This window comes from Tychonema sp. LEGE 06208 (genome assembly GCF_015207505.1).
In the GTDB taxonomy this organism is placed as follows: Bacteria; Cyanobacteriota; Cyanobacteriia; order Cyanobacteriales; family Microcoleaceae; genus Microcoleus.
In genome coordinates this window covers 1-10129 of record NZ_JADEWT010000168.1, presented here as the reverse complement: position 1 = coordinate 10129, position 10129 = coordinate 1, and the positions used below count along the sequence as shown (strand labels likewise).

General features: G+C 46.2%; 11 protein-coding genes and 1 pseudogene. 7 read left to right on the top strand and 5 right to left on the bottom strand.

Features of this window, described 5'->3' with window-relative positions; genetic code table 11:
* Positions 1–100 precede the first annotated feature (100 nt).
* Both IQ263_RS26755 and IQ263_RS26750 read right to left on the bottom strand, forming a co-directional pair.
* Positions 101–241, bottom strand: a complete 141-nt coding sequence (locus tag IQ263_RS26755; RefSeq protein WP_194071094.1) for a hypothetical protein — start codon at positions 239–241, stop codon at positions 101–103.
* Positions 242–243: 2 nt separating this feature from the next.
* Positions 244–1347 carry a precorrin-8X methylmutase gene (locus tag IQ263_RS26750; protein WP_194071093.1) on the bottom strand — a complete coding sequence of 368 codons (1104 nt, stop codon included), beginning with the start codon at positions 1345–1347 and terminating at the stop codon, positions 244–246.
* Between the two features lie 292 nt (positions 1348–1639).
* On the opposite strand from IQ263_RS26750, the gene IQ263_RS26745 reads away from it, so the two are divergent.
* From IQ263_RS26745 to IQ263_RS26735, 3 genes are all read left to right on the top strand, one after another.
* Positions 1640–2740 carry an RpnC/YadD family protein gene (locus tag IQ263_RS26745; RefSeq protein WP_194071092.1) on the top strand — a complete coding sequence of 367 codons (1101 nt, stop codon included), beginning with the start codon at positions 1640–1642 and terminating at the stop codon, positions 2738–2740.
* A 121-nt stretch (positions 2741–2861) separates the two neighbouring features.
* Positions 2862–3056, top strand: a complete 195-nt coding sequence (locus IQ263_RS26740; RefSeq protein WP_194071091.1) for a hypothetical protein — start codon at positions 2862–2864, stop codon at positions 3054–3056.
* Positions 3053–4966 (top strand): heavy metal translocating P-type ATPase, encoded by a 1914-nt coding sequence (locus tag IQ263_RS26735; RefSeq protein ID WP_194071090.1) that lies wholly within the window; start codon positions 3053–3055, stop codon positions 4964–4966. The genes IQ263_RS26740 and IQ263_RS26735 overlap by 4 nt, the downstream gene beginning before the upstream one ends.
* A gap of 626 nt (positions 4967–5592) precedes the next feature.
* On the opposite strand, the gene IQ263_RS26730 is transcribed toward IQ263_RS26735, so the two are convergent.
* On the bottom strand, positions 5593–5973 hold the full coding sequence (locus tag IQ263_RS26730; protein WP_228050390.1) for a rhodanese-like domain-containing protein: 381 nt from the start codon (positions 5971–5973) through the stop codon (positions 5593–5595).
* 5 nt (positions 5974–5978) lie between these two features.
* Here IQ263_RS26730 and IQ263_RS30140 point away from each other — a divergent pair.
* Positions 5979–6053, top strand: a pseudogene (locus tag IQ263_RS30140) (D-galactonate transporter); the annotation flags it as partial.
* Positions 6054–6670: 617 nt separating this feature from the next.
* Here IQ263_RS30140 and IQ263_RS26725 read toward each other — a convergent pair.
* Positions 6671–7279 (bottom strand): hypothetical protein, encoded by a 609-nt coding sequence (locus tag IQ263_RS26725; RefSeq protein ID WP_194071089.1) that lies wholly within the window; start codon positions 7277–7279, stop codon positions 6671–6673.
* Between the two features lie 194 nt (positions 7280–7473).
* Here IQ263_RS26725 and rpsD point away from each other — a divergent pair, with 194 nt between their 5' ends.
* Entirely contained in the window at positions 7474–8082 is a 609-nt protein-coding gene (gene rpsD / locus IQ263_RS26720) for a 30S ribosomal protein S4 (protein WP_194071088.1), read from the top strand.
* Between the two features lie 818 nt (positions 8083–8900).
* Here the strand turns inward: rpsD and IQ263_RS26715 are convergent.
* On the bottom strand, positions 8901–9305 hold the full coding sequence (locus IQ263_RS26715) for an STAS domain-containing protein (protein WP_194071087.1): 405 nt from the start codon (positions 9303–9305) through the stop codon (positions 8901–8903).
* Positions 9306–9515: 210 nt separating this feature from the next.
* Between IQ263_RS26715 and IQ263_RS26710 the strand changes: the two genes are divergently transcribed.
* Both IQ263_RS26710 and IQ263_RS26705 read left to right on the top strand, forming a co-directional pair.
* Positions 9516–9719 carry a hypothetical protein gene (locus IQ263_RS26710; RefSeq protein WP_194009594.1) on the top strand — a complete coding sequence of 68 codons (204 nt, stop codon included), beginning with the start codon at positions 9516–9518 and terminating at the stop codon, positions 9717–9719.
* Positions 9720–9814: 95 nt separating this feature from the next.
* A partial coding sequence (locus IQ263_RS26705; protein WP_228050389.1) for a cobalt-precorrin-5B (C(1))-methyltransferase occupies positions 9815–10129 on the top strand: 315 nt, incomplete at its 3' end.

Below are 10129 nucleotides of genomic sequence, written 5' to 3'. Positions count from 1 at the left end.
GTGTGGTTTCGGGTGCTGTTTGGGGGGCGTTGGGGAAGTGGTGATTTGATTTAATGGTGTTTGTATGGCCCATCACGAGTATATTGACCTCTTCTATAAGTCACGGGATAGATACAAAAACCGCAGATTTCAGGCCGATAAACGCAGATAATTGCAGGAATCGATCGCACCCCCGCAGATTAGGTAAAAACCCGGTTTTTTTGGCATAAATGCGTCCGGGAATGTCTAATCTAAATCCCATCTTCACTTCAGATGACAGTGGCAATTCGGCTTTTCAATCAAAGACTCAACCAAAGCATTTAAAGCCACCGCCGCCAATAAGCCACCGCCAAAAGTTCCCACCGTCGTAATATAAGGCACGCCCGATCGCACTAACCGCCGTTTCGCCACCGGAGAATGACTAAACCCGATCGGCATTCCAATCACCAAAGCCGGTTGCAGTTGCCCGTTTTCGATCGCCTCACACACCGCCATCAGCACAGACGGCGCATATCCTATCACCAATATACATTTTTTTTCCAATTTCAACAACTTTTCAAACCACTCACGCTCAGCCCAAAATTCCTGTTCAGCTTCCGCCGCAGCATTGATGTGCGGATCGTCAATTAAAGTTGCAATACTTATTCCCAAATGCGCCAATCTTGTGTTATCCAAAGCCGCAAACACAGGCGGCACATCAGCCACAATTTGACATTGATTTTTCAAAGCTTCCCGCGCCGATTTAATCGCCGTGGAGCTCAACTTCACAAACGGCAGCAGCGAACAATCACCGCAAGCTAACACCAGTTTAGAAAGCAAGTCTACCTCAATTTCCGAGCGATCGCTCAAATCCGGCAACAAATGCTGCAACGACTCCCCAAACGCCTCCGGGTGAGTGTGCGCCCCCGCATCCCAACCCTCCCAAAGTTGTTCCAACTGTCCCAACTCCCCGTCAGTTTGCGCCTGCAACAGCCTCAATTGCGCCAGTGCGCCCGCTTGCACCGCTTGACACGAAAGATCCCGCCCCAGCAATCCTTCCAGTGCACAAGCCGTTTCTCGGAGGCGAACAATCTGCTGAATTACCGACAGATATTGCTGTTGCAAAGCCGCCACCAGCGCGTCAGGAGAAGCATCCGCATCAGTTTCTAGCAATTTGCGGATGTGAGACAGTTGAAAGCCTTGTTGCTTGAGTGCGACTATTCTTTGAAGTCTTTGCACGTCGCTGCGGGTGTAAAGTCTGTAGTTAGAGGTCGATCGCACGGCAGGAGATAGCAGCCCCAAAGCGTGATAATGCCGCACCATCCGAGGCGTAATTGTGCCTTTTACCGCTTCAGTAAGTTGTTTGATTGTCAGGTATTCTTGTTGCACAACACCAATTCTGCAAACTAGGACTAAATCTTCTAAATTATATCCGATATCTGTAGGTAAACGGCATTGCTGTGTCCGGCGCGGGACTATGCAATTTTTAGAATTAATGTTCTTATTGAATAGCGTTTAATCTTTAAAATACTCAATTTCTAGAAGTGTTATTGCGATAAAAAAGTAATTTATATTTTGTGATATCTTTCTATTTTGCCCTAATTTAACATTTAAAATATCGCTTTAAAACATGATAAAATTAACTGATGCAGTGAATCCAAAATCTAAAATCTAAAATCGAATGACTCGATTAATTCACGATCGCTTTGCCAAAGAATACCTAGAAGAAATGCTGTCTCCATTAGGAACAGTCAATATCGGTCGCGATGTCACTTCCGAAGTGCAAGAAATCGATGTTTACTTTACTCATGAAGCCACAGTCCCAGAACATATCGAAAACTTAGGATTGTTGGGGCAACTAGCAACTGCAACGGCAATTTTTGAACCGTTCCGCAACCCGGCAACTATCAGGGAAGTTGTCGGTTGCATCAGCAAATTGTTTGATATTCAGAGCGAATTAGAGCGAGAAGCCAGAAGAGACAATATTCGACTTAACGAAAATGATTTTCCGAAATTGTGGATTCTCACTCCCACAGCGTCAGAATCGCTGTTAAACGGGTTTCGCGCACAACCAGACGAACCCAATTGGATGCCCGGTATCTATTTTTTGGGGGAATATTTGCGATCGGCAATTGTGGTAATCCATCAGTTGCCAAAAACTCCCGAAACCTTGTGGCTGAGGATTTTGGGCAGAGGAAAGGTGCAGGAAAAAGCAGTGGCCGAGTTGATCGCCTTGGCTACAGACAACCCCCTGCGAACTAATGCGTTAGAATTGCTGTATCGACTGCAATCAAACTTAGTAGCAAATTTAGAACAGCCCATAGAAACAGAAGACCGGGAGTTAATTATGACTATCGCACCTCTCTTTCAAGAACAGTTACAAGCAGCACAGGAACAAGGATTAGAACAAGGATTAGAACAAGGATTAGAACAAGGAAGACAAGAACAACAGCGCTTAATTTTAGAGAACTTTCTGCGAGTGAGATTTGGAGAACTAGACTCGTTGATGATAGCGTTTCTCTCTCCCGTGTCCAGGATACCTGCTGCCGAGTTTACGGTGATTTTACTGGCGATATCTATGCTCGCGGTGGATGCAGCAGGCAGGCAAGAAGCGGTGAGATTGTTAGCAGAAAATGTCTTGGCACTGCGGTTAAATGAATTTGGCGATAGTTTACCTACACTGGTTGCTAATTTGTTGGCTTTACCTGTCGCAGAGTTGACATTGTTGTTGGAACAATTGCCTCAGTTATCGGCTGATGAATTGATTTCCCGATTGGGATAGATATAGTCTTGGACGCACGGGTGGTCAGAAACCGGGTTTTTAGGAAAATACTTGATTGTAGCCGACAGATTCGGTAAAAAACCGGGTTTCTTTGGCTTGATGTGTCCAGGACTATGTTTGTTTGTCCAGGACATGGCAATGCTGTTTTCTTACCAGATTTACCGACAGTTTATCGCGGTTTGCGATCGCCCGAAATACAGGAAACGGCAGTGTCGTTTCCCTAGCAGCAGGGAATTTAAACAAAAAGCTTGACATTGACATTAATGTCAAGGTTTACGATGCAGGAGTCATTCTACCAAGTCAAATTTTCCCATGACTCCCAATTCCCTCCCCACCTCGCGCCTGTCGCGCCTCGCCGCAGAGCACCCAGATGCTGTGACTGCCGCCCTGTGCGGAATTCTGGTAATTTTGGGTTCGATCGCCCTACAAGTCGGTTGGCTGGGCTTAGCGGTGTTAATTTTGCCCGCTGCTTACGTAATCGGCGGCTATTCCAGCACCCGCGAAGGCTTGACTACGCTTTTTCAAGAACATGAATTAGATGTAGATTTGTTGATGATTGTTGCTGCTTTGGGTGCGGCTGGTTTGGGGCTGTGGCGGCAAGAATATCATTTAATTGTTGACGGTGCGGTGCTAATTTTAATCTTTGCAATTAGCGGCGCGCTGGAAGGTTATGCTATGCAGCGGACTGAACGCAGTATTCGCAGTTTGATGAGTTTGACGGCGGATACTGCTAGGGTGATAATGTACGATGGGGAACGGTTGGTGGCGATCGACAAATTGGCAATTGGCGATCGGCTTTTAGTCAAGCCCGGAGAAATTATTCCCACAGATGCGATAATTATTGAAGGCTACACCACCCTCAATCAAGCCTCAATTACCGGCGAATCGATGCCCGTAGAAAAAGTTGCTGGCGATGAAGTCTTTGCAGGCACGATTAACGGTGCCGGCGCGCTACAATTGAAAGTTCACAAAACTCCCGAAAGCAGTTTGATTCAGCGAGTGATTCGGCTGGTACAACAAGCACAAACAGAAGCGCCTCCTTCTCAGCAATTTGTGGAAAAGTTCGAGCGCGGTTATGCTAAATTAATTGTCGGTTTAGGCTTGTTGTTGGCAATTTTGCCGCCTTTTGTTTTAAACTGGAATTGGGAAGATACTATCTATCGGGCGCTGATTTTCCTAGTAGTCGCATCCCCCTGCGCGCTGATGGCTTCGATTATGCCGGCGCTGCTTTCGGGTATGGCTAACGGTGCAAAACAGGGAATTTTGTTTAAAAGCGGCGCGCAATTGGAGATAATTGGTAAAGTCCGGGCGATCGCCTTTGACAAAACCGGAACTCTCACCACGGGAAAACCTGAAGTTGTCAAAATTGTACCAGCAGCCGGATATACTGAAACAGAAGTTCTGCAATTGGCTGCAGCCCTCGAAACTCATTCCGAACACGCGATCGCCCAAGCAATTGTCCAAGCCGCCCAGCAGCAACAGTTATCGTTGTCAAGTGCGATCGACGTACAAGCAAAAATCGGTCGCGGAATAGTCGGCAAAGTTAACAATCAAACAATTACCATTGGTAAAGCCGATTTTGTGCAAGCAACTTCGGAGTTGACTCACATCAGCCAACAATTGCAAGCAGAGGGAAAAACAGTTGTTTGGGTAGCAAAGGGCGATGAACTTTTGGGCATCATTGCAGTCGCAGATACAGTCCGCCCGGAAGCAGCAGCCACAGTAAAACGCTTGCAAAATTTAGGTGTAGAACATATCATAATGCTGACAGGCGACAACGAACAAACCGCTCAATACATCGCCCAACAACTAGGCATTAACGAAGTGTACGCCGAACTTTTGCCTGAAGACAAAGTGCACCTAATTAAAAAGCTGCAAACCCAGTATCAAACCGTCGCAATGGTAGGAGACGGCATCAACGACGCACCAGCCCTAGCCCAAGCTTCCGTGGGAATTGCAATGGGAATTTCCGGTAGCGATGTCGCTTTAGAAACTGCTGATATCGTATTAATGGCAGATAAATTAGAACAACTAGGTAAAGCAATTAGTTTGGGCCGCCGCGCTCAAAATGTAGTCAAACAAAACATTGTTTTTGCGCTAAGCTGCATTATACTATTGTTGGCTGCTAATTTTTTAGGAAATATCACAATGCCGATCGGCGTTATCGGTCATGAAGGGTCTACAGTTTTGGTAACATTGAGTGGTTTGCGGTTGCTGAGACATTAATTAAATTACTCGTTACCAGACACGCAGCAATCAAATTAAATCCACAAAAATCCCAGAAACCTGGTTTCTTTCCCGATATTTCGCACTCAACCTAAATCTTCAGAGAAACCCGGTTTCTCGCCACGCAGCAATCAAATTAAATCCGCAAAAATCCCAGAAACCTGGTTTCTTTCCCGATATTTCGCACTCAACCTAAATCTTCAGAGAAACCCGGTTTCTCGCCACGCAGCAATCAAATTAAATCCGCAAAAATCCCAGAAACCTGGTTTCTTTCCCGATATTTCGCACTCAACCTAAATCTTCAGAGAAACCCGGTTTCTCGCCACGCAGCAATCAAATTAAATCCACAAAAATCCCAAAAAGCTTGAGGGAAATCATCTTTTTTAAAGTAGTTTACTTTTTAATGTTTTAGCAATATAGCAATCCTCAACCAATTTAACTGGTGGCGTTGCTGATTGACTCCATGAATCAAGTTATGCGTCAAGACTCAAAAATGCTTTATAGTCTGTCTTTGGAGCGAGCGTGAAAAATGTTAATTCATACTCAACTTCAGCAACGCCAACGCCCAGATTGTGTCCGCCCCAACGCAATCATACAATAGGTTCGTAGTTGGAGCGGGCATCAGATTAATAACGCGGCACGGTGCGATCGACTACCATTGAGTAAGCATCGATGCCGCCAAGGATATTTTTAACGTTGGTAAATCCTCGATCGGTCAACCACTGGCACATTTGAGCCGATCGCACTCCGTGGTGACACAGCACGAGGGTTTCTGTGTCGCGATCGAGTCTAGTGTCAATTTCACTAGACCATTCGGCAAACTCGCTCAGCGGAAAAACTACAAATCCCGGCAGGGCCGCGAGTTCAATTTCGTGAGGTTCCCGAACGTCCACAAGCTGCAATTTCTCAGCGTCGGTCGTTTTTTCTGCTAAGTAGCAACCTAATTCTTCGACGGTAATTTGAGCAAAATTTTGTGACATTTGATTATCAAAAAAGTCAGTAGTCATTAGTTATTGGTTATTGGTTATTAGTTATTGGTTATTGGTTATTGGTTATTGGTTATTGGTTATTGGTGATTGGTGATTGGTGATTGGTGATTGGTTATTGGTGATTGGTGATTGGTGATTGGTTATTAGTTATTGGTTACTTGCTACGAATTCCCAATCCCTCCGCTTCGCTCCGCCCAATTCTCAATTTCCAATAACAACTAACAGCTAACAACTAACAACTAACAGCCAACAGCCAACAGCCAACAACTAACAGCCAACAGCCAACAGCCAACAACTAACAGCCAACAGCCAACAGCCAACAGCCAACAACTAACAGCTAACAGCTAACAGCTAACAGCCAACAGTTAACAGCTAACAGTTAACAGTTAACAGTTAACTCTTCGGACAGTTTCATGGCTTACATACAAAAGCTAGAAACCAGGTTTCTACTATTTTTGCGATTGGGAGCGGCAAATATAGGAATAAACGGGGTTTCTGAGGTTGTAAGTGCGCTTGCAGATTGTGATGAGGACGATCGCACTCGGGAGCATCTCACTTTTGCGAAAAAGCAATTTCTTTACAGTGCGAGCGTCCCCCCTCGCGAGTGTTGAATAGATCGTGAGCCGGGACGCTCGCACGATCAAAATCAAAACTGAGATGCTCCCTCGCACTCACTACAATTAGCAATTACCAATTACCATTTCCCAAGAAATAATTAATTGAGCCGCGAAGGCGGTGGCATTAGCTCGACGGGAGGAGTAGGTGCAGGACGCCCGTCCAACTGGCTCACTTTTTCCCTCGGATCGAGACAAGTTGCCAGCAACCTGTCAGTGGGAAAGTCGAGCCTGCCGCTCAACCCGACGACGCATTCAGCAAACTGTTCTGGTAATAAACTGCGGCGGCACCCTTCAAGCACTAACAGGGGAGCTGCAGGTTGAGTTTTTGTTTTGGTGTGAATATTCACTACGCAAGTAGTCAATTCGTCTGGCCGCCTCACCTGCCGACAGGTAGAGAGGGCTTCGACACCAGAAATATTTGTTTTGCGGTTGATTTGGAGGGCGCATCTAGATATGTCGCGGGGGTGGAGCGCGTCGGCACAAGCTGCAGCAGCTGCCTCGGCCCCTACTCCGGCTTCGATTAATTCTTTAGCGCAGACGCGATAGGAATTTTGAGTTCGGGGAAATCTCAGAGTGATGGCTGATGCTGGGGAGATTGGCAGTGCTACTGCCAACAAACTCAGGGCGACTAGGGGAGTGCCGAGTGCTAACATCCAGCGCGGTGCTGGCTTTGGGGCAGAAGTTAGGGAAAAATTGCGCTTTTGCATGGCTGATCGAGTTGTGAGTTTTTGGGCTGATTGGGGCGATCGAGCGATCGGCTTTTCCTTCAGAATTTACCGCACATTACGGTTCGCTGCGGTCGATCGATTTTTTTATTGATATTTGTGAGAATTTTGAGCGTTATAAACATATAATATAGAGTCTGCATAAAATTGCATACAGAGATTAGAGAGGAAAATAAATGTCTCGATATCGAGGCCCCCGATTAAGAATCGTTCGTCGCCTGAAAGAGTTGCCCGGTTTAACCCGCAAAACGCCCAGACGCGATTATCCGCCAGGGCAGCACGGTCAAAACCGCAAAAAGCTCTCTGAGTATGCGGTTCGTTTGCAAGAAAAGCAAAAACTCCGTTTCAATTACGGTGTGACGGAACGCCAATTGCTCCGTTACGTCCGCAAAGCCCGCCGTGCCACGGGCTCCACAGGTCAAGTGTTACTGCAATTTTTGGAAATGCGCTTGGACAATACTGTGTTTCGGATGGGAATGGCTCCAACCATTCCGTCCGCTAGACAATTGGTAAATCACGGTCACATCACTGTTAACGATCGTGAAGTCAATATCGCCAGCTATCAGTGCAAGCCTGGTGAAGTGATTGCAGTGAAAAATAGAGAGCGATCGCGCACGATGGTGGAAACCAATCTCAAAGATCCAGGCTTGGCTCACTTGCCCAGTCACTTGGAATTTGATAAGCAAAAACTGGTCGGCAAAGTCAACGGCGTTGTCGAACGCGAGTGGATTGCTCTTCAGATTAATGAACTGCTAGTGGTTGAATACTACTCGCGTCAAGCTTAATTTATTAGTCATTAGTGCGAGCGTCCTCGCTCGCAAACCTTATTAGTCATCAGTTAGTTGCTAGCAAAGAATTAAAAATTGGGTACGCACTCTGTGATTAGTTAATTGCTACTGAATAACTAGGGCTCAGGACTGAAGACTGATTTTTTAGACACAGCTATGCTGAAGGCTGAAAAAAGCTTTTTGACGGTCAACAATTAACTGTTAACTATTAACACTTAATTGTTGGCCGTTAAATTATATCCCGATTGTTCGATGTTCGGGCTTTAGCTTGTAATGAAGGAAAATTTAATAATTTAAACATCTGCCACACTCGTCTCTATACCATTTCTCAAAAAGGTGAGGTACAGGTTGAGATTTGAGATTTGAGATTCTTCGGCTTCGCGAGCGTACAAGTTTTAGACTGGGGAATTGAGGGATTCAGGGATATATCGATCAATATAGCGGTTCTCAAAAAAGTGAGGATAGCCCGGTTTGGCCGGTTTGGCCGGTTTGGCCTATGCCGGATAGTACCTCATATGAGAGCACAGAAAGGCTATACCTCATCTTTATGAGAACTGCTATATACCTCTTGCAAAAATTACAAATTATCTGAAATTATCTGCGTCGAACCGTGTTGCATCTGCTTTTTATCTGCGGTTTATGTATCGATTCCGTGACTTGTGCAATGCCAGTCTTTTCTCCCAAAGTCCCCGGCTCAAGAGATGCAGAGCCTCCGGATCTGCATTACCAGGCAGAGCCTGGTAAAGAGCAAAAATATTAATTTGCCGATTTAAAAACCTAGGTTTTAGGGCTTAACAAGGCAGCGATTGCAGCATTTAGCCCGCCAAAAATTGCTCGAATTCCCGATCGAATAAATCGCCCCAAGGGCCAAAACAAATTTCGCGCGAACTCATCCACTCGGCTCTCAAATCTCTAGAGCTAGCTAAATCCATAGCATGAAAGACGATCGACTTGCCGAGTATAGCGGCTAACTCCAATCCTCGGGCGAGGGCGGCAATTCCCTCTGGCGCGACAGCATCCACTTGCTGCAGATCCACGACAACTCTCAGGGTGGCCGTTTCCAAAGCTTGCTCCAAATTAATTTGGAAATCTAGGACAGAGATGCCGCCGAGACAGCCCTTGAGTTGCAAAATAATGGTGTTGCATGGGGTGGTTCGGTGAGCTAGTTGAGAAGTTGAATCCGAAACAAATGGAGGCGTGAGGTTAGTAGCGGTCTTCATATTTCTTCCCCCTGCGAGACCGCAACCATAACTCTACTCAATACGGGGTAAATGGGGGGAAAAAGGATGCAAGGTGTGTGGAAGATAGCTATAACCATCTGGTTTTAAAAATTTGTTTACAGTATTTGTACTTAATTCCTGGAATTTGTTTGTTACTCTTGGACGCGCTGGCGATTTGGCCCGCGAGGGATAGCTTCGCCGCGCCTGCGGGTGTTTTGTGAACATCTGCGGGCCAGTAAGGCTTCGGAGTCGGTGGTGGGCGATTCTGGAAGGGGGATAGTTATCCTACTCTTCACCGAACCCCTGCGGAGAACGGGAACGGGCGATCGAACGATCGCCCGTTCTTCTCAAAAAGTGTTGCTCGCTTCAAGGCAACTGGTAGGACACAATTATTACTTGACAAAAATTACCTGAACTGCATCTCGTAGTAAACTCTAAAAATAAGCTTAAATGTTTGAGGGCGATCGCTGCTAGTAGGTGATGTCGATCGCCGGCAAATTTACGGATCTATGCACTCCATCGTGACACAAACTCAACCTTTATCCGGGTATACACTGCCAGTATTTGCCTGTGCAGCAGCACTTGCAGCTTTGCGGTGCTTGCGTGGAGGTATTCAGTATGTAGATACTGTATCAGTAGATTTACTGGAACCGCAAGTAACTGCAGAAATTCCGATCGAACAAGCATCTGTACTCAAAACTGATACTGCTCTAGGCGTGACTCGCTCCGAGCCGGGAGACAACCTCGATTTGACTCGCAATACCCCCGTTTGGGCAATGGTGGAATTGCACAGAGGGGAGAGGGAGAATGGGGGAGAGAGGGGG

What these genes read in the sequence shown, in the direction of transcription:
- rpsD (WP_194071088.1), top strand. Translation starts at nt 7,474, where the DNA reads ATGTCTCGATATCGAGGCCCCCGATTAAGAATCGTTCGTCGCCTGAAA.
- IQ263_RS26755 (WP_194071094.1), bottom strand. Translation starts at nt 241, where the DNA reads ATGGGATTTAGATTAGACATTCCCGGACGCATTTATGCCAAAAAAACC.
- IQ263_RS26725 (WP_194071089.1), bottom strand. Translation starts at nt 7,279, where the DNA reads ATGCAAAAGCGCAATTTTTCCCTAACTTCTGCCCCAAAGCCAGCACCG.
- IQ263_RS26745 (WP_194071092.1), top strand. Translation starts at nt 1,640, where the DNA reads ATGACTCGATTAATTCACGATCGCTTTGCCAAAGAATACCTAGAAGAA.
- IQ263_RS26735 (WP_194071090.1), top strand. Translation starts at nt 3,053, where the DNA reads ATGACTCCCAATTCCCTCCCCACCTCGCGCCTGTCGCGCCTCGCCGCA.
- IQ263_RS26715 (WP_194071087.1), bottom strand. Translation starts at nt 9,305, where the DNA reads ATGAAGACCGCTACTAACCTCACGCCTCCATTTGTTTCGGATTCAACT.
- IQ263_RS26730 (WP_228050390.1), bottom strand. Translation starts at nt 5,973, where the DNA reads ATGACTACTGACTTTTTTGATAATCAAATGTCACAAAATTTTGCTCAA.